At 45.2% G+C, this 20,169-nt stretch carries 17 protein-coding genes; 12 read left to right on the plus strand and 5 right to left on the minus strand.

All coding sequences use genetic code 11. The features are described from left to right. Positions 1–40 precede the first annotated feature (40 nt). The 6 genes from R7R78_RS06505 to R7R78_RS06530 all read left to right on the plus strand — a co-directional run bounded on the left by R7R78_RS06505 (position 41) and on the right by R7R78_RS06530 (position 7,357). Positions 41–1,501, plus strand: a complete 1,461-nt coding sequence (locus R7R78_RS06505) for an aldehyde dehydrogenase family protein (protein WP_053307779.1) — start codon at positions 41–43, stop codon at positions 1,499–1,501. 69 nt (positions 1,502–1,570) lie between these two features. Next, complete coding sequence (locus tag R7R78_RS06510; protein WP_053303711.1) at positions 1,571–2,560, plus strand: membrane dipeptidase; 990 nt, start codon at positions 1,571–1,573, stop codon at positions 2,558–2,560. A gap of 109 nt (positions 2,561–2,669) precedes the next feature. Further along, positions 2,670–4,271: a BCCT family transporter gene (locus tag R7R78_RS06515; protein WP_172563867.1), complete on the plus strand. Its 1,602-nt coding sequence runs from the start codon at positions 2,670–2,672 to the stop codon at positions 4,269–4,271. A gap of 101 nt (positions 4,272–4,372) precedes the next feature. Then, complete coding sequence (locus R7R78_RS06520; protein WP_225473302.1) at positions 4,373–6,109, plus strand: hypothetical protein; 1,737 nt, start codon at positions 4,373–4,375, stop codon at positions 6,107–6,109. Then, positions 6,106–6,837: a DUF3726 domain-containing protein gene (locus R7R78_RS06525; protein WP_158173123.1), complete on the plus strand. Its 732-nt coding sequence runs from the start codon at positions 6,106–6,108 to the stop codon at positions 6,835–6,837. The genes R7R78_RS06520 and R7R78_RS06525 overlap by 4 nt, the downstream gene beginning before the upstream one ends. Positions 6,838–6,979: 142 nt before the next feature. Beyond that, on the plus strand, positions 6,980–7,357 hold the full coding sequence (locus R7R78_RS06530; RefSeq protein ID WP_005390944.1) for a nuclear transport factor 2 family protein: 378 nt from the start codon (positions 6,980–6,982) through the stop codon (positions 7,355–7,357). An 82-nt stretch (positions 7,358–7,439) separates the two neighbouring features. Here R7R78_RS06530 and R7R78_RS06535 read toward each other — a convergent pair whose 3' ends face one another. After that, on the minus strand, positions 7,440–8,435 hold the full coding sequence (locus tag R7R78_RS06535) for an ABC transporter substrate-binding protein (protein ID WP_005375798.1): 996 nt from the start codon (positions 8,433–8,435) through the stop codon (positions 7,440–7,442). A gap of 141 nt (positions 8,436–8,576) precedes the next feature. Beyond that, positions 8,577–10,811, minus strand: a complete 2,235-nt coding sequence (locus R7R78_RS06540; RefSeq protein ID WP_225473304.1) for a hypothetical protein — start codon at positions 10,809–10,811, stop codon at positions 8,577–8,579. Positions 10,812–11,236: 425 nt separating this feature from the next. On the opposite strand from R7R78_RS06540, the gene artP reads away from it, so the two are divergent. From artP to R7R78_RS06565, 5 genes are all read left to right on the plus strand, one after another. Continuing rightward, positions 11,237–11,965 carry an arginine ABC transporter ATP-binding protein ArtP gene (gene artP, locus R7R78_RS06545; protein WP_318070178.1) on the plus strand — a complete coding sequence of 243 codons (729 nt, stop codon included), beginning with the start codon at positions 11,237–11,239 and terminating at the stop codon, positions 11,963–11,965. Between the two features lie 88 nt (positions 11,966–12,053). Beyond that, positions 12,054–12,785 carry an arginine ABC transporter substrate-binding protein gene (locus R7R78_RS06550; protein ID WP_050933114.1) on the plus strand — a complete coding sequence of 244 codons (732 nt, stop codon included), beginning with the start codon at positions 12,054–12,056 and terminating at the stop codon, positions 12,783–12,785. A 1-nt stretch (position 12,786) separates the two neighbouring features. Beyond that, complete coding sequence (gene artQ / locus R7R78_RS06555) at positions 12,787–13,476, plus strand: arginine ABC transporter permease ArtQ (protein ID WP_005388570.1); 690 nt, start codon at positions 12,787–12,789, stop codon at positions 13,474–13,476. Next, positions 13,473–14,141 carry an arginine ABC transporter permease ArtM gene (gene artM / locus R7R78_RS06560; protein ID WP_005388569.1) on the plus strand — a complete coding sequence of 223 codons (669 nt, stop codon included), beginning with the start codon at positions 13,473–13,475 and terminating at the stop codon, positions 14,139–14,141. Before artQ ends, artM begins: the two co-directional genes overlap by 4 nt. A 138-nt stretch (positions 14,142–14,279) precedes the next feature. Beyond that, positions 14,280–14,852, plus strand: coding sequence for a protocatechuate 3,4-dioxygenase (locus tag R7R78_RS06565; RefSeq protein WP_225473306.1), 573 nt, complete (start codon positions 14,280–14,282; stop codon positions 14,850–14,852). 74 nt (positions 14,853–14,926) lie between these two features. Here R7R78_RS06565 and R7R78_RS06570 read toward each other — a convergent pair whose 3' ends face one another. From R7R78_RS06570 to R7R78_RS06580, 3 genes are all read right to left on the minus strand, one after another. Continuing rightward, positions 14,927–16,582 carry an ABC transporter substrate-binding protein gene (locus R7R78_RS06570; RefSeq protein ID WP_213869713.1) on the minus strand — a complete coding sequence of 552 codons (1,656 nt, stop codon included), beginning with the start codon at positions 16,580–16,582 and terminating at the stop codon, positions 14,927–14,929. A gap of 330 nt (positions 16,583–16,912) precedes the next feature. Then, positions 16,913–17,530: an OmpA family protein gene (locus R7R78_RS06575; RefSeq protein WP_213869714.1), complete on the minus strand. Its 618-nt coding sequence runs from the start codon at positions 17,528–17,530 to the stop codon at positions 16,913–16,915. A gap of 5 nt (positions 17,531–17,535) precedes the next feature. After that, the gene (locus R7R78_RS06580; protein ID WP_225473307.1) at positions 17,536–18,849 is read right to left on the minus strand and encodes a TolC family outer membrane protein; all 1,314 of its coding nucleotides are present in this window, start codon (positions 18,847–18,849) and stop codon (positions 17,536–17,538) included. A gap of 373 nt (positions 18,850–19,222) precedes the next feature. Between R7R78_RS06580 and R7R78_RS06585 the strand changes: the two genes are divergently transcribed. Next, positions 19,223–20,169: VCBS domain-containing protein (locus R7R78_RS06585; protein WP_225473308.1), on the plus strand; the 947-nt coding region annotated here is incomplete at its 3' end.

The following is a 20,169-nucleotide window of genomic DNA, read 5'->3' on the forward strand; positions in this document are numbered from 1 at the left end:
GTGGCTTGCCATCACAAATCGGAAGAACAAGGAAAGAACCATGACTTTTATTAACAATGTTCAAGCAGAAAAATCCCTCTATATAGCGGGTGAGTGGCAATCGGGCATGGACACCATCGCCAATATTAACCCTTCTGATATCAGCGAAAACATTGGCGATTTCGCACAAGCGAGTGTGTCGCAAGTAGAGCAAGCGATTCAAGCGGCTAAATCAGCGCAGCCAGAGTGGGAAAAAACACCAATCGAGCGCAAGCAAGCAGTGCTACAAGCGATTGGTGATGAGCTCATTGCACGATGTGACGAATTGGGCACCTTACTTTCGCGTGAAGAAGGTAAGCCATTTGCTGAAGGTCGAGGTGAGATATACCGTGCTGGCCAATTCTTCCAATACTTTGCTGCTGAGGTTCTGCGTCAAATTGGCGATAACGCTGCTTCCGTCCGTCCAGGTGTCTCCGTTGAAGTTACTCGTGAAGCCGTCGGCGTTATCGCCATTATCTCTCCTTGGAACTTTCCAACAGCAACAGCGGCTTGGAAAATCGCGCCAGCACTTGCGTTTGGCAACAGCGTCGTCTGGAAGCCTGCCAACCTAACCCCAGCAAGTGCCGTTGCGCTGACAGAGATTATCCATCGCCAAGGTTTACCTGCCGGCACGTTTAACCTCGTTTTGGGTAGCGGTTCGCAAGTCGGTAATACCCTTATTAATTCGAAGGAAGTGAACGGCGTGAGCTTCACTGGTTCTGTGGGCACTGGCCGTAAAGTTGCAGCGGCAACGGCACCAAATTTTGTGCGTTGTCAGCTAGAGATGGGTAGCAAAAATGCGCTCGTAGTGGCAGATGATGCAGACATTCAGATTGCTGTCGAAGCGACAATCGCAGGCTCATTCTCGGGTGCAGGTCAAAAGTGCACCGCGTCTTCTCGTCTTGTGGTTATGGACGGAATTCACGACGCGTATGTTGAAGCGCTAATCAAACGCATGAGCGAACTTAAAGTGGGTCACGCTCTAGAAGAGGGCGTATTCATGGGCCCTGTTGTTGATGGTAACCAGCTGAATGCGAACTTTGAGTGGATCGAAAACGCACGCCAAGCAGGCGCGGAGCTGGCTTTCGGTGGTGAGCGTCTGAGCCTAGAGCATGACGGTTACTACATGTCACCAACTCTGTTTTTAAATACACAGAATGGCTGGGAAGTGAACCAAGAAGAAGTCTTTGCGCCAATGGCGAGCGTGATTCGCGTTTCTGATCTGGATGAGGCAATTGCAGTCGCGAACGATACGCGCTTTGGCCTGACAGGCGGCATTATCACGCAAAGCTTGCGCAATAGCGCGATCTTCAAACAGCAAGTCCAAACGGGCTGCGTCATGGTTAACTTGCCAACTGCGGGTACAGATTATCACGTTCCATTTGGTGGTCGTAAAGAATCTAGCTTTGGTCCTCGTGAGCAAGGTCAGTACGCCAAAGAGTTCTACACCGTAGTGAAAACCGCTTATCAGCGTCCTTACTAAGATCGGCAGGGTAACTGATGGTGTCAGTTGCCCGCACGAAAAGGCTAAGAAATTGTTTAAGGAGTGGTTATGTACCAACAACGGATTGTGATTGACGGATTGCAGTACTGCAATTGGGATCGAGAGTATTTCCAAACGCTTAAGGCGAGTGGCATTACCGCCGTTCATGCCACCATCGTCTACCACGAAACTGCGCGCGAAACCTTAACGCGTTTTGCTGAATGGAACTTGCGCTTCGAGCAAAATGCGGACCTCATCATGCCTATTTATTCAATGGCAGATGTAGAAAAAGCCAAAGCAGAAGGCAAAGTCGGCATCTTCTTCGGCGCGCAAAATTGCTCACCAATCGATGATGAAATTGGCCTGATTGAAGTGATGCGCCGTCAAGGTCTGCTGATCATGCAACTGACCTACAACAACCAAAGCTTACTGGCGACAGGTTGTTACGAACAAAACGATTCCGGCGTAACTCGCTTTGGTAAGCAAGCGATTGAAGAGATGAACCGAGTCGGGATGATCATTGATATGTCCCACAGTGCAGAGCGTTCGACGTTGGAAGCTATCGAGCTCTCTTCGCGTCCAATTTGTATCAGCCATGCTAACCCGACGTTTGCGCATGACGCACTGCGCAACAAGTCCAACACCGTGATCAAAGCACTGACGGAGCGCGGTGGTTTGATTGGATTCAGTTTATATCCATTCCATTTGCCAAATGGCAGCCAGTGCACGCTGGATGATTTCTGCCAGATGGTTGCGAAAACCGCAGACATGTTTGGCGTTGACCATTTAGGTATCGGTAGCGATTTGTGCCTAAATCAGCCGCAACAAGTGTTGGAGTGGATGCGCAACGGGCGTTGGTCAAAAGCGATGGATTACGGCGAAGGTTCTGCAAGTAACTCGGGATGGCCAGATGCGCTGCCATGGTTCTGCGGCAGCGCAGGGATGGAGAACATCTACAACGGATTAATGGGTCACGGATTCAGTGAATCTGAGGCTGGAAAAATATTGGGTGAAAACTGGTTCAACTTCCTTAAAGAAGGATTAGAGCCTATTTCATAGCATTCCCCAAAGTAGGAACCGCCTGCCCACATAATAACAATACGGCAGGCGTAAAACTCACATTTGTAGCCAGTCTTTGGCTGCTGCAAAGAACCTCTGGAGCCAGAGTATGTCTGATTTAACCAATAGCATGAAAGCTTCCACGATGAGCGTGTCATCGGGCAAGTCGAAAGCAAAACACAACACATCAACAACAGAAAACACGACGGACAAATTAGGACTGAGTAACCCGGCCTTTTGGTATAGCGGTGGTTTCATCGCGTTGTTCGTTGCTATTGCACTTTATGACGGCGAGCTGTTATCTACGATCGTTAACGCTGGCTTTGGCTGGGCAGTTCAGGTATTTGGTCCATACTGGCAGTTACTGCTGCTTCTCACTTTTCTTATTGGTCTTGGCTTGGCTGCAGGGCGAACAGGCAAGGTGATGTTGGGCGGGATTGCAAAACCAGAAATGGACTCTTTCCGCTGGATGGCGATTATTTTCTGTACCTTATTGGCTGGTGGTGGTGTTTTCTGGGCCGCGGCTGAGCCTATCGCGCATTACGTTAGCCCACCCCCTTTGTACGGCGCGCAAGATAACCCGCAGCAAGGTGCGGTGAATGCGTTGTCGCAATCCTTTATGCACTGGGGCTTTCTAGCTTGGGCGATTGTAGGTAGCTTAACTTCCATCGTGGTGATGCACCTACATTACGACAAAGGTTTACCACTAAAACCCCGTATTTTGCTTTACCCAGTCTTGGGCGAACGAGCACTTAAAGGCCAACTCGGTGCATTGATTGACGCGTGCTGCATTATCGCGGTAGCCGCAGGCACCATCGGGCCAATTGGGTTTCTAGGCTTACAGGTTAGCTACGCGTTAAATGCGTTGTTTGATATCCCTGATGGCTTTACCACTCAGCTTATCATCATCTTGTTTGCGATTGCGCTTTACACCTTGTCAGCACTCAGTGGATTAAGCCGAGGCATGCAACTGCTTAGTCGTTACAACGTGATTCTGGCAATGGCATTGATGGTTTACATCCTGTTTTTTGGTCCTACGAATTTTATCTTTAACGGATACATTCAAGGGGTCGGAAGCATGTTGGATAACTTTATCCCAATGGCGACCTATCGCGGTGACGAAGGTTGGCTAAGTTGGTGGACAGTATTTTTCTGGGGCTGGTTCCTCGGTTATGGTCCGATGATGGCAATCTTTATTGCGCGTATTTCCCGTGGTCGCACTATTCGCCAAGTCATTTCCACCATCAGCATTGTGGCTCCGTTAACCACCTGTTTTTGGTTCACGATTGTGGGCGGCTCTGGCCTAGCGTTTGAAATTGCTGAACCGGGTAGCGTGAGTGCGGCGTTTGAGGGCTTTAACTTGCCAGGTGCTTTGCTTGCAGTGACTCAGCAACTACCAATGCCAATGCTGACTTCAATTCTATTTCTGATTTTAACCACGATCTTCATCGTCACGACGGGCGACTCAATGACCTACACAATCAGTGTCGTGATCAGTGGTGAAACGGAGCCGAATGCGATCATCCGTACCTTCTGGGGCGTAATGATGGGTGTGACGGCATTGATCCTAATTTCCCTTGGCTCTGGCGGCATCTCTGCACTGCAATCTTTCATTGTGATTACCGCGGTTCCGGTTTCGCTGATTCTGTTGCCGTCACTTTGGAATGCACCGCAAATCGCAATCAAAATGGCGAAAGAGCAAGGGCTATAACAATTATCTAATTCAAACAACGTGGAGCTTGTGCGGGTGTTTTCCTCCTGCATCCGCACAAACCCTAGTATTCTTACAATAACAAATAGGTGGTGAGCAAAATGGATGCACATCGTTCTACTTATACGGAAGCAACTATGCGCGATGCAGCGATTGTCATGGCAGCCGAAAGGCTTGGCGCAATGCACCAAAACCGAATTAGCTTTGTACGCAGTCTGATTCGTAATATGGCAAGCCAAAACTGGCAAGTAACCAAGCATGAGTGGCAGCTTTGTCCTCGTGGTTATGGTCATGTGATTTACAAATTGACCACGCCAGAGCACGTTTATCATTTGGTGGTATTCTGTGATGAAATTGCCGACGACGAGCGTAATGATCGCGTAATTGCTGAGAAGTGGGACGTCACATTTGCACTGGTTCAAGGCGATGTTGATGTTACTTTGTTGGAAAGATTGCGAGAAAATGTACCGCTGCAAGAAGCGGGACGTAATCCAAACAACGTACTTGTTCTTGCTCGCGCAAATAAAAGTGTGCGCGTGTTTGAGCACATTGTTAGCGCGCTTTCTCAAGGCGAGCAGCCTGAGCCGAAAGAATTAGCGGAAGTGGGTTATATCCTGCGTACCACAGCTGTTTATGGTAACGGAAAGTTTGGTATCGCCGACTTCAAACTGTTAGAGAATAACTCAGATTTCAGCCAGTCTTTTAGTGCGCAAATGTGTGCCGTATATATGTTGCGTGAATTCAGCCTAGATTGGGTGCACTATCTGGCACTTCAACAAGGTGGCGACAACGCGGTGGCTTTGCATCGTGGCTTGCAGCGCTACCTTGGTGTCGGTAATGCTACTGGCTTAGGCATGGCTCCATACTTGATTAATCACCCGTGTATTGTTGACCAATGGATGACCTCTCGCGAACGTGCGGTAGCGCGAGTCTTTGCGATGCCTTGTGAAGCGTCGTTCCATGCTCCTTTGCAAGGATTGCTGCAAAAAGCACAGCGTCATTTAGAGCAAGTCATCACCATTAATGAACATCAAGACAGGCTCAATCATCAAGCGATAGCAGACATCAAACAACTGCTATCAGAGCTAACAACGTTAATGGCATTACATCCGAACTGGGCGAGTTTGGTCGAGCATAAGAAAACAATGAGTGTGGAAGCCCAAGAAATCCTCACCTCTTGCTTGATCGAACTCTACCCATCTTTAGTGGATGAATTTGCTAGCCAAATGAATACGGATGAAACGTTATCTATTCCGGGCGGGAAAAAGATCCAAGATTTACTGGAAGTGTTGCAAAGCAAGTACCGCTGGGCGATTGATGCGGATTACTCACTAGCCGAGAACAACTACTGGTTCTGGTATCGCTCACAAGACAAAGAAGAGCCAAGGCTTGGTGTCCGCGGGGAAGAGGCTGGAGAAGAAAAAGAACTGCCGCTTGATATTGGCAGACAAGTGAATCGCTTGTACCAGGCCTTGCTTGACTGTGATGTAGAAATGTCCGTAGCAGAGTTTCTATTGCAAAAACCGGCTTATCGTTCGATCACACGTCGCGTATGGACGTTAGGCAACCGTGCGATGGGGGATATTCAAATGAATGTGCTGCGTAAAGATGCGTTACCAATGCACTTACTGCGCTGTAAATTGGCGATCTTTGGTGCGACTACGTTTGATCCGCGCTCGGATCGTTGGGTTCGAGTAACTTTCTTCCAAGGTGCGCCGTTGTTAGATGAAATTCACGACCCTAAACTGGCAGACACATGGATTTTCCCTAGCATGCCGCCGCGTGACGAAATTGCGCAAAGTGACAATCAAAAAATCCACGGAGGATTTGCATTATGATCGTCTCTCACAACGAATTGGTGGCCGCGGTTAATAAGGCATTTCTTGGCATGCGCCGTCACTGTGGTGAGGCGGATGTCATTGCGAACATGGTGGCGGACTTGCAAATGGTTGGCTTACATGGAGTTCGTCATTTTAATAACGCCAGTCTGTTTCTTGGGTTAGATTCAGACTGCGCCGTATCGGTGACCAACAGTACGCCGTCAAGCATAGAGGTAGAACTGCACAACGGGAGTGTAGCGTGTCATTTACCCGCTGTGTTGGATTTCGCACTTGAGAAAATGATTAACCGTAAGTCGATTACTATCACGTTGACGCAGTGCCATAACCGTTGGCTAGGTTTTAGTGAGTTGTTGAAGCTCTCTGCAAAAGGCATTGCGTGCCGTGCACAATGGGTCAATGGCTCTAGTCCCAAGCGAACGCTTTATGTGTTAAACCGTGGACGAATCGCGCCAGAAGTCTTTTTCTCGGATCAGTTTGATGGGCATGATACGGATTTGCATAGTATGGTTATCGAGCTCTCCGTGAACGATTTCGATATCGAGAAAAGTGCACAAGGGTATACCACCCACATTGAAGGTGATGAGTTAAGCCGCACGCAACAAGCTTCTTGGCAAAATGGTATCTTTGTCGAAGACCAAGAATGGGAAACACTGAAACAAACCGCAACCGCGTTGCTGGTGGAGAACAGTGAGCGTTCTATGCTCGGTGCTGGCGGTGTGGTTTAAGCGATGAAAGGCGATGATTCCAAGTAGAAGTGATGAAGGCTGCTGTTTAGCGGCCTTTTTTGTGCGCGAAGTTTGGTCACTTCTGAAGTTCAAAGACTATGATTACCGTTATCCGCAAGATGGAGCAACACAGGTAAGAAAAATGGATCTGCAAGAGAACAAAAGAAATGCCATTGCGTTTTACGAAACCGCCTATCGAGGTAATCCAAGAAAAGCGGTTGAAGACTATGTTGGCGATGAGTACATCCAGCACAATCCATTAGTTGGAAATGGCCCCGAGGCTTTTATCGAGTATTTTGAGCGGATGCAAAATGAGTATCCCAATAAAGACATTACGTTTGTGCGAGCCATTGCTGAAGGGAACTTGGTGGCACTACACACTCACCAAACATGGCCTAATGATATTGAATACGTGACGATGGATTTCTTTCGTTTTGATCATAATGGGAAGATTGTTGAACATTGGGACGCTCTGCAAGAGATTCCTAAAGAAACATTGAATGGTCACACCATGTATTAACGAGTCGTTGACGAGTCTCCCATGCCGTTTATTCAAACGGTATGGGAGGTTAAATGATTTGTGGCACTTTAAGTATTAATCATCAAAGCGCTTTTTCGATTCTCACCGCGACGTCTTCAGATACCCAGCCTTTCCACAAGTCAGGGTAGGTATTAAAGAAGTAAAACATCGCTTCTTCACCGTCCGCGTAGTTATCTTCCATCCAGGCCAGCATTTCACTCATTTGCTCGTTGGTAAATCCGCGTTTCTGCAAGTACGCGAATGCTTGGGGTTCTTTGCTCGCAAACGCCTCAGTTGTTACTGTGCGAACTGGAGAAGGTGGGTACATTGTTACTTTTGGTGAAGCGCAATCAGGCTGAGTGGTACAGTTGCGATACTCTTCTAAATCTGTCCCGCTACCAAAATCCACTTTGACCATATCATACTTGCCCAATACGGGGGTCGGTGACCAGTAGTAACCAAACCAAGGCATTTTGCGATCATAGGCTTTGGCGATGGTGCCAGCTAATGCTGCGCCAGATCCTGGGTCAACCATCTCAAAGCCGTGCTCACTTAACCCTAATGCATTAAACAAGTGACCGGAGGTGATTTGGCATGTCCAACCAGCAGGGCAGCTATAGAACGCGAACTTGTCATCATCTTCTGGGTGTTCAAATAGTTTGGCGTGCTTGATGACGCCTTCTATCGTCGCGAGTTCTGGATACTGTTTTACCAGATAGGCGGGAACCCAAAACCCTTCTTCACCACCATTGACAAGCGATTCACTAGCGATGCGCAAGCGTTTGTCCGCAATCCCTTTATCAAGTGCTTCTTTAATACCGTTTGTCCATAACTCTGGCGCAACGTCAGGCTGTCCCTTTTCAATCATAGAGGTGCCTGTAGGAACGCTATCACCAGGGATCAATTCCGCATCGCACTGGTAGCCTTCATTTAAGACAAATTGGTCGATGTGCGCCATTAAGCTGGCCGAATTCCAATTCATGTCTGCGATGGTTATTTTTCCGCATTCGTCCGCATTTGCATGAGTAGATAATGCTGATAGCAGCAGAACAGAGAGCATTGAAGGTGTCGTCTTCATGTGACTGAATTTCCTTGTCGTTGTCATTTACTTCAGTATATACATCGGTTTATAAAGATTCAGTGAACAAGTTTTTTTCAGTGACGTTAAGCATAAAAACGGTGATTTATGAAGCGTTTGGTGAGGCGTGTTGAAAGGGAGCTAATACAGCAAGAACACTCCTTCGTAGCCGCCAATCTCAATATGAGAAACATAGTCGCCGATGTTACCGTCTTGATCTACAGGTCGCATAGGCTCTGGAAGCACGATTGTCATCTTCGGTGAGGTGAAATAATCGATATTCTTGCCAAAGAAATCAGTTCGATACAGCACTCGGCCTTTAGTGAATTCGCGGGCTAACACCATCTCCGTAGGACCATGCACCACCACCGTATCGTCTGAGTGATACGCAAAGTACGTATGGGTTGGTAACAAATCGATAGCGCCATTGGGCAAGTCAGGATGAGCCACTTTGCTCATAGAAGCATCTCCAATCACCGTGTAATCGGCAGGATAGGGCGTGCTGGTGGACATCATTACCGGAGTCGCCTGATACCCCTCTGGTATTTGATTGGCAGGCTCTCCCAAATCAACGGCAAGCAAGGTGCTAGGTTGATAAGCAATATTCATTGGTACGCCTGCCTTCCAGAAGTTGTCACTTGTTGTGTTATTACTTCCATATAAGTAGCCATTGTTCCACTGATTAAAGTAACTGCGCTCAGGGTGATAGTTTAAGTAGAACACTGCTAGTGCAGAGTATTGGTCCTGTTTCCAATTGTCTTCTGTGTTCCCAAAGTATTGAACGCGACCATAACGCGTTGTCGCTTGATAAATCACTTTCTGGCCAGCTTTGGCGAGTGCAGAGTTATCCCAAAACTTAGCTAACCCAGCATAGCCACTAAAGCCGGTAGAAGGGAAAAGGTAGTGCTCGCGCAAGTACAAGGAGCCAGCGTCAACCAAGTGGTTTTGCCCATTACGACCGAATAAGTTTGCCGTACCTATGTTGAGGCCAATTAACGCATCTTCATCCTGCGTTGCCAGTTTATTCAAGAACGCCGAGAATTGCGCTTTGTACGCATCGTCAGCAGCTTGGCTACCCGCCACCAAACCAAGCTCATCCACTGTGCCTCCGGAATATATGTAGAACTGATTTGCACCGAGTAACTTATTCGTATCGTCGTTGTACGCACCATTTAAACCTTGTTTCGCCCATTCAGCTTGGTAATAGTGGCGCATTGTATTGGTAAAAACGGGATTACCGAGATTGGTCAATGCCCAAGAAGAGGTTTGATTCCACATACGACCAAATGGAATAACCCGTGACTCCCAACGAAATCGGGCCGTTGCATTCTTATTCGAACGGTTTTTGTATTCATTCCAAGAAAGATAATTGTCTTGGTTTCGATCTGCAGATTTGTCGAAGCCACGAATTTTACGCCAGCGTTGAATGGTTTGACCTTCCGGTGTCTCCGTTGGTGCTCCTGAGATATTGACGGCAGGGAAGCTATTTTTGAGTTGAATGTTTTCGAGACGTGGGCGGTTTTCTATGTTGTCGTCATGCCAAGTAATTTTCGCAAAGTAAAGGCGGCCGCCGTCGCGTAAAAAGGTGGAGCCAAAGTACTGACCGCCACCATAAGTTTTTCCGCTACCATCATGCGTTGTAGCGCGAACCCAATCCGAAGGAACAGACCAGTTTACTGTTTGGTTTTTAGTCATGTTCTCAGTTTTGTCTTTTTTAATCGCGAAGCGTTTCCATTCTGTTACCCGACCAAACGGGTCGATAGCAGAAGGGTATTCAATCGTGAAGCTGCCGCCTTGAGCAAACTGAGAGAACGTAAAGGCTAAGCGGTCGAACTTCTCTGAGTGATAGACATAGAGGGCTCCACCATTATTCGCCTGGCCAAATACATCAGCATCCCATGGCGGTGGTTGATATAGCCAAAAGCCGGCGTGGTCAGCGCTGGCGGTATAGCCAACGATCATCGGTTTTCGATTGAGTAAGGTATTTTCACCATGGCTTGAGTCGACTTCAGCTAGGATAGTGTCTTCAGAAAAGTGGAGAAAGAAATCTTCGTAGTCAATTCCATTCAGTTCTGCTTGGTTACGTATATCGTTTTCCAGCCAACCTGAGTTAAGTTCCAGCTTTTGGTTGTACATGTAACCAAGCGCTTTTACACGCTCGTTATCACTCTTATCTTTGTAAGCTCCAAACACGATATCGGCATTATCCAACTCCCATTCAAGTGCAGCGGCAGCAGATATAGGCTTATCTTGAAGATCAATACCCTGTTCATGCAATCCAGGTAACACGATTGATGTTCTACTCCAAACGCTGGGTATAGAAAGTAAGCTCAGAGAAGCAAGTGCAATGAGAGAAAAACAATGCGACTTCAACATGGGGTTATCTCACTCATACTTAGATGACTCGAATTAAGGGCCAGAATACAAAGAGAAATTATAGTCCATTCACAAAGTCCTAATCAGGAACCCGCCGATAGAAGGCTTTACCGGAAATCGAGGGGGGAAGCCCGGCAAAAATGAGAAGGTCTGCGTCGGGTGTAGTACGTTCAAAGACTCAAAACTCCGTCTACACAAGCACAAAAGTAACCAGAATTTTAACCTTGTTTCGATTGCCATCATATTGTTGGATTTTCATCAACAATTTCAGTTAAAACCAACTGATTAAACCAGTCATATTCTCTGTTGTATTGATTGCTTATCATACAAAAATTTAACAAAATTAATTTTTATACATTTTTATTGCATAAAATCTCTTTCTTGCTAGTATAAGCTCCAGATGACAATTAATGCAGTATGGCAGCATGAGTATTCAAGTTAAAAGTATCAATAAGTCTTACGGCGATACCCAAGTTCTACACGATGTCAGTTTTAATTGTGAAAGCGGTGAAACGCTGGTGTTACTCGGTCCAAGTGGTGCAGGGAAGAGCTCTCTACTACGTGTTCTTAACCTTCTCGAAGGGGCGGATAACGGCCAGTTAAACATCGCTAATGACGCATTCGACTTTTCAACTGAAATCAAAGAGAAGCAAGGTTTAGCGCTTCGTCGTAAAGTGGGCATGGTGTTCCAACAGTACAACCTATGGCCACACATGACAGTGATGGAGAACCTGATTGAGGCTCCGGTAAAAGTCTCTGGCATGGATAAAGAAGAAGCGAAGAAACAGGCAATGCAAATTCTCGCGACGCTGCATTTGGCAGACAAAGCAGATGCATGGCCGATGCAACTTTCTGGCGGTCAGCAGCAACGTGTGGCGATTGCCCGTGCCCTGATGATGAAACCAGAAGTCTTGCTTTTTGATGAGCCTACCGCGGCGCTTGACCCTGAAATCACGAACCAAGTGGTCAAAATCATTAATGATTTAAGCGAAACCGGAATTACACAAGTAGTTGTGACCCACGAGGTGGATTTCGCCAAGAAAATCGCTAGCCATGTTCTATACCTAGAACAAGGACACACCGTAGAACACGGCACGCACGACGCATTTGTTAATCCGCAAACCACTCAGTTTGCCGATTACCTAAATCACTAAATTACGTTTTTAAAGTTCAGTCTATTTAACAGATAAGCTCGGCTGTCATTGCGAGTGTCAGCCCACTAAGTACACACGGAGTATTGCAATGAAAAAGATTTTACTAGCTTCACTAATCGGTCTTGTCTCAGCGAACGCAGCAGCACAAGAAGAGATCAAATTTGCGATGGAAGCGACTTACGCACCGTTCGAATACATGGATGAAAACAACCAAATCCAAGGTTTTGATGTGGATCTGGCGAACGCACTATGTAAAGAAATGGAAGCAAAATGTACCTTCCACAACCAATCTTTTGACAGCCTGATCCCTGCATTAAAATTCAAGCGTTACGATGCGGCTATTTCTGCAATGGATATTACGGATGCGCGTTTGGAGCAAGTGAACTTTTCTGACCCTTACTACGACAACTCAGCAGCGTTTGTTTCTATCAAAGAAAAAGTGGCTGATCAAAAAGCACTAGAAGGTAAGCGTGTTGGTGTTCAAAACGGTTCAACACACCAAAGTTACCTAATTGAGCAAATGCCAGGTGTAACAGCGGTTCCTTACTCAAGCTACCAAGACGCATTCATCGATATGAAGAACGGCCGTATTGATTCTGTATTCGGTGACACAGCAGTCGTAGCAGAATGGTTCAAGAAAGAAGACAACCTAGCGTACGTTGGCGAGCACGTCACTAACCCTAAATACTTCGGTAACGGTTTCGGTATCGCAGTAAACAAAGGTAACGACGAGCTAGTGAACAAGCTGAACATGGCACTGAAAACAGTGAAAGCGAACGGCGAATACGACGTAATCTACAACAAATACTTCGGTAAGTAATATGGCACTAACGGGTTACTCTTTATCGCTTGTTCAAGCTAGTTGGATGACTGTCCAGCTAGCCTTCACAAGCCTTTTAGTCGGTTTGATTCTGGCAGTGGTATTCGCCAGTGGTGAAATGTCTCGCCGCGTTTTCGTTAAATGGCCAATGACGGCTTTTGTGACGATTGTGCGTGGCTTGCCAGAAATCCTTGTCGTGTTGTTCATCTATTTTGGTTCGACGCAGGTTCTGTTTTTAATCACCGGCGACTTTATTGAAGTTAGCCCGTTCTTGTCTGGCGTGGTGGCGTTGTCATTGATCTTCGCTTCCTACGCTTCTCAAACTCTACGTGGCGCATTAAAAGCCGTTGGAAGAGGGCAGAGAGAGGCAGCAAGTGCACTCGGCATCAGTCAAGCACATGCTTTTGTTCGCATTGTTTTGCCGCAAGCAGTAAGACACGCACTACCAGGTTTAACTAACCAATGGTTGGTTCTGCTGAAAGATACCGCGCTTGTATCACTGATTGGCGTAACGGATTTGTTGAAACAAGCGCAGCTAACGTCTGCAGCGACGCATGAGGCGTTTACATGGTACGCAACCGCTGCGGCAATTTACCTAGGCATTACTTTGATTACGCAACGTGCCGTCAAACTGATTGATAAGAAGTTTTCAATTCAAGGCATGAGCATGGGACAGGAGGCGACCGCATGAACGAACAACACGTTTGGCAAATGCTGGATGGCTTAGGCACTAGCCTTCAATTGACCGCCGCTTCCTTGGTTGTGGGCTGTCTTTTAGCTCTGATGATGACGCTGACTCTGATCCTACGTACTCCGGGTTTGCATTGGGTAAGTCGTGGCATCATCACCTTGTTCACTGGTACACCTTTGTTGGTACAGATCTTCTTGGTGTACTACGGTCCGGGTCAGTTTGATGCAGTAAGAGAAAGTGTATTCTGGACATGGTTAAGCCAACCTTGGTTCTGTGCGATGTTGGCGTTAGCGTTGAATACCGCGGCGTACAGTACTCAGCTGTTCAAAGGAGCGTTTAACGCGATTCCTTCCGGTCAATGGCAAGCGTGTCGTGCATTAGGCATGAACAAAACCGCCACACTGAAAGTGTTGTTGCCATACGCTATTCGTCGTGCTGTTCCGGCTTACTCGAACGAAGTGATTTTGGTCTTCAAAGGTACGTCACTAGCAAGCACGATTACGATCATGGATCTGATGGGTTATGCGCAGCGCATTAACGCACAAACCTACGATACGTTGACGGTATTTGGTATTGCAGGCGCATTTTATTTAACGGTAAATGGTGTGCTAACTCTCATTTTCCGTCAGGTAGAGAAGAAAGCATTGGCGTTCGAAGCCGCATAATCCTTCAATCAACACTCATCATTTAGTTCCACAGTGCCTCTGCGAATGGCTCTCTTGCAGGGGCATTTTTTATATTCGTCATGGCAAATTCCTTAAGTTCCCCCAAACTTAATTCAACGCAATTGTATTGGTGGCACCATGGAAAGAAGACACTTTTTAGCGCTGTGGACATTGTTGTTCGCCCCCTCTTTAAAAGCGAAAACACCAATGCGGCCAACGCCAGCACAAACTGAAGGGCCATTTTATCCAGTAGTGAACATTCCTCTTCGTCAAAACTTGATTCTGCAATCAGAAGGTTTGGTCGGTGAAGCTATCGTGTTGCAAGGTAAAGTCGTAGATACATCGGGAAACCCAGTTTCAGGCATCAAAGTAGAAATCTGGCAATGCGATGGGCAGGGGATTTACGATCACCCTAAGCAGCCAAATAATGATAAGTTTGATACTCACTTTGCAGGTTTTGGTGCAGTTTTAACTGACGAAGATGGGAATTACCTTTTTCAAACGTTATTTCCGGTTCCATACAGCTCTCGACCTCCCCACATCCACGTCAAACTATGGCGTGGAGGGAAAGAGTTATTAACGACTCAGCTTTATTTGAAAGGGCGAACTGGTAACGAGTGGTGGGGCGGAAAAGCCCGTGATTATTTGCAGTTTGAGCCTGTCAACATTGATGGTCGAGTCGTCGGTAAGTTCAATTTTGTGCTCGCTTAGTGTGATTAAGCATTATTTTGAAAATTCACATCGTAGATTACAAAAGTAATTAGCAAACAGAAGCTTCTAACAGATTAGTCTTGTCCGCCTCTGACTCTTAGTTTGTAGAAATCGCTGTACCCAGATTTGCGGAGTTGAACACCGCTTACACCTTTCGCTCTGGTGATTTTTTCTTGCCCCCAGAACAATGGTAAGATTGTGGTATCAGCTCTGAGCTCTGAGAGTATCCCCTCCAAACGTTTTTCAGGCTTGGTATCTGAGACTGCATCGTGTACGTGGTTAATGTGCTGTTCAAATTCATCAGAGTGAAGAGAAAATCGAATACCTGTACCTGTTAATAGCCACTCATAAATTCCATAGGTTAAAGGTGGCTCAATAACATCTTCGACAAAGAGCAAGTCGGCTTGTTCTTTTACAAGTTGAGGATTACTAGCGTCAGTTAGCTCCACAAATTCTACATGCAACCCAGTTTGACGGATTAAATCTACGATCCATTGGTTCGCTTTACTTAAATAATCAATCGTCCACTTTGGATGGGTTATGACCAACGTTCCTTCAAGCTGAGGAACATTCTCGTTATGAGAGTTATCATCGAGAATGTGCATTGTTTCCAAGCCATTCGCTTTGGCAAATTCAAATCTACGATTCTCGATAAAAGAAAATAGGCGCTGCCAAGTTTGCTCGCTTAGTGAGCACTCGGCGCGACGATTACGTGCTAGAAAAGAAAATGCCTGAATCATATAACATTCGGTATCGTCAGTTTCCTGGTTATAACTGATGTATTGATCCAGCTCAGTCCCTTGATGAGAGAGCGTTATTTGCTCCAATAATGCCTTTTTTGCGAAATAGTTATGATGTTTCTTCAGTACTATTTTGTCGGTATCCCAATGTCTAAGTACAAACGGGCCAGTACCTATTGTGATACTGCGACCTTTAAAGCTCTTCTGACGTCGAGTAGTGATAGACGCATTTGCGGTTGCTAAGCAGTAAATAAATAAGTTATTAGGCTGCTTTAAGTCAATACGGATAGCTTGTTTGGCATTATCGAAGCTGATACGAGTGACTTGCTGAAGTAATTTTTGGACGGGGCCATCGGTTGTAATGAGCTTATTTAAAGAGTGTACGACATCTTCTGCTTGTAATGTTAGACCATCGTGACAGTAGATATCAGGGCGGAGCCAAATATATATACAACTGCCTTCATTTTTGTACTCACAAGCGAGGTGATTTTTTAATTGACCGTAGTGATCAACGGTAAAAAGAGTGTCATACAAGCTGCGTATTACCTGCAGTTCCGAAAAGCGATAGGTCAGTGAAGGGTTTAGCTCATCTACCCAAGGATACTGGCTGACGATGAGTGTGTTTGAATCTTTGTTTTCTTCTGAAACTTCTGCGAGTGCCTGGCTAAGTGCGTTTACGGCGGTGCTACGATAATGTTCAAGTAATCGTGAGATAACATCAAAGCTACCATTGTTGATTTCATGACGGATCGTAAAGTAGAGCGCTTGATGTATCGTTGCCGTAACTTTTAGTGTACTGGCTTTCCCACGGCCACGACCTGGTTCCCAATGAATCCAATTGTAGCTATCCAGTATTCTCAGTATGTTAGATATATTTCGTCTAGAGGTTGAAAAAACCAGTTCTAAATCGTCGAGATTTACCTGATACGTTTGAGAGTGTTTGTAATGTTTTAATAGCTGGCTCAATCTACGAAGACATGTTTCTGTCATGTTTTATTATGTTTCCTCAATAGATGATTGATGTATTAAAGTTATATAATAAATTGGTTTCATATTATGATGAAGGAAAGGTGATAGCTTAAACCCTTCAGTGCTATTGATTGGCTGTTCTTCTTCCCATTTAAAAGTATTGGTGGTTTTTATTTTGACTCTAATATATTACTACTAATAGAGAGTAAAGGCTCACTTTTAATTTTTACTATAATATTAGAGGGTTATGATTAATGTTAGTGTTTGTTTTATTAGTTGTATCTAATTAGCTAGGCGTAATGACATGAAAAGTAACCCCCGCTCATCTATGTAAATAAGCAGGGGGAAAGTTTATTTTACTTCTGGGAAAGTAGTGAATATCGTCCACTCATCTTTAACCATTCCTTGATGACCGACAACAGTGGCAGTAACGCGGCGGTTTAATGCGTGGCTGACACGATCCATGCCCGGCTCTGCTAACTGTGTGTCGCCAAAAGCAATAATTGCAAGGCGGTTACCTTGGATTCCCTTTTTTATCAATAGATTGCGTACATTCTCTGCACGATGGCGAGATAGGTTTAAATTATAGTCTGCGCGTCCGACCTTACTTGCGTATCCTTGTATCTCTATAGAAGTGGTTGGATACTTTTTAAGAAATGCAGCTAACTCATCTATTTTATTTTTAAAAATTTGGTTAATGAGAGCAGAGTCATTATCAAATAAAATCTTAAGTTGGTATTGCTCTTCTTTATGCAAATAGGTTTCACAACCATCATTGTCCACTTCTGCCCCTATTGGAGTGCCTGCGCAAAGATCGCGAGCGTTTATCACACCATCTTGGTCCAAGTCATTTAGGTCAGCAATCTGATTCGCCTTTGGTATAGGAATGTACGTTAGCTCATCTTGTGCGTATGCATTATGATGACTCATTATGATTAAAGCCAGAGTGATTAGAAGATTCTTTTTCATTGTATTTAGTACTCCACCGATTGAGTCCACTCTTCCGGTATGTCGACGCGCAATGCGTCTAAAAGTTGCCCGGTTGAAGTCAGGGTCCGATATTGTGCGTATTGCTGTGCAAATTGTGTTTCTAAGTAGTTTTTGCGTGATTCAAACAACTCGTTTTCAGTGTTCAGCAGATCAAGTAGGGTGCGCTTTCCAATACGATATTGTTTTTGGTATGCAATAACGGTGTTTGACATGGAATCAACGTGTTGTATTAAAAAAGACTTTTGTTGTTTAGTCAGCTCAAGAGCGCTCCAAGAAAGGCGAAGCTCTTGCTCTACACTTCGGTATGCTCGCTCTCTGAGGTCTTTCGCTTTGTTTAGTTGGTAGGCCATGCTGTCGCTATTCGCTGAGTCCTGGCCACCGTTGTAAAGATTATATCGCATACGAAGCATTGCTTGCGTTTCAGTGTTGAGACCGCTTACTCCACCAACGTCGTCATTCCAGCTTTGTTTCGCTTCAAATGAGATGACTGGAAAATAGTTTGCATTCGCTTGTTTGTATTGAAACCTAGCAGAATCTACGTCTGCGAGTGCAGTTTTTATAACAGGATGATTGTCAAAAGCCTGCGATTTGGCCTCGGCGAGAGAGCTTGGGATGAAGTTTTGGTCTGCGTGCGGAAAAATAAGGTTAGTTGGAACTTCGCCAACTAAGCGAAAGAATGCTGTCTTTGCATCTTTATGATTATTTTGCGCGGCTAAGACGTTACTTTGGGCTTTTGCAAGGCGAGCTTTAACTTGATTAAGATCTGCAACTGAGCCAATTCCTGACTCTGTACGTTTTTTAATATCGGTATATATCCGCTTATGTGTGTTGAGATTGCTAGTTGAAAGCGCAGTTAACTTTTGTGTTTTTACAACATCCAAGTAAGTTTTGATGACTTCTAGCGCAACGTTTTGAGCATCTGCAAGTAACTGATAACGTACAGATTCTGCATCTGCAGAAGTACGATCGATATCATATAAAGTTTTTGAACCATCCCATATCAGTTGAGTGAGACTAATTGCCATATCTTTACGAGTCATTTCCGTATCACTCTTACCTGTTGAGTTGGAAGGGTGAATGCTCTCGTAACCGATACCTGCGTCAATATCGAGGCTAGGTTTATATGCTCCACGCGATTTGTCTATAAGATAATGGCTACTCATGTATTCGTTAAACGCACTTTTGATATCAGGGTTAGTTGCAAATGTTGTAGCTATTGCTTGTTCTAAAGTTTGTGCGCTAGAAACCAGTGGTATTAGCAAACCAAAACACGCGACACTAATATTACTTAGCTTCACTTAAATCTCCCCAAATAATTTTGACGCCAGTTATTTTTAAGAATAAACATTAAAGATTACTAATATTCCAGGGCAAACGTTTTCTCCTGACTTTCGCTTGTGGAATATAAGCTGCTATGTGCTATTTCAATAAAAATTTAATGACAAGTTTAAAAAATATTAAAAATAGGTCGCATAACATATGTTTTTACGGTGCAAAATAAAACAAATTTAAAACATGAAAATTATTGATAGGATAATTGCGTGTTTTAGATGGGTTAATTGATGCTAGCTTACGCCCAATTGTGTATATCGCTTCTTGAAAATAAGTCTTATTACTTTCTTGGTTTTATGGACTTTGAGATTTTTGTATTTACTAAATGAGGTATAGCTCTTGGTTGGACCATCAAAATTAACCGCACAAACTTATGTTGTAATCGGCCTAGATGGTCAAACTAAAGCTTTTGCGTCTAAAGAAAACTTGCTACCGGGAGAAGTGGTCGTTGAATTAGTAGAAGGGAAGATCCAACCTCAGCATGTATATATTGCTGGCACAGGAGGTGAAGCTCAAACGGATTCTACCGACAAGCTTGCGAAAATATTAGAGGCCATCGAAAAAGGGCAAGACCCGAGTGAATTAGGTGATGAATATGCTACTGAAGCCGGTGAACTTACGGGTTCAAGTTTGACGGCCTCTGGTACTGTTGAACGAACGGGTGCAGAAGTACTAGCAAGTACTTTTTTTGAAACCGCCGGCGTGACGACAGAGCAAAGTACAACGCTATTTAATATTTCTCGATTCACAGCCTCAGAAGTTGGTGAAACTGAAGCGTTGATTGATGGTGAAGATAGAGGTGCCGTTCAAGAAGACGTGACGTTTGAAGCTTCTGGCAACCTCAGTGTTACTGATCGAAACGCAGGTGAAGCGTTATTCCAATCACAGAGTGAGGTTCAAGATAGTCATTGGGGCGTTTTCTCAATTGATGCTTTCGGTAACTGGAATTATCAGCTGAATAATGAGCACGAAGAAGTGCAGGCTTTGGATCATGACAGTGACCCAATCATCAGAAGTATTACCGTTTTATCTGTAGATGGCACTGAGCATGAAGTAGTGATCTCTATTACAGGCACCGAAGACACGCCTATGGTTGACGGTACGTTCACCGGCAAGGTGACCGAAGGCAATCTCGGTGATGTTGCGACCGCAACAGGCACCATTGCTATTACTGATGTTGATAATGGCGACGATCCGATTTTTGCAAACACTACCGTTACGGGCACCTATGGTGAGCTAGCATTGGTGGATGGTCAGTGGACGTATACGCTGGACCAAAGCCAGGT

The organism is Vibrio sp. 2134-1 (genome assembly GCF_033339495.1).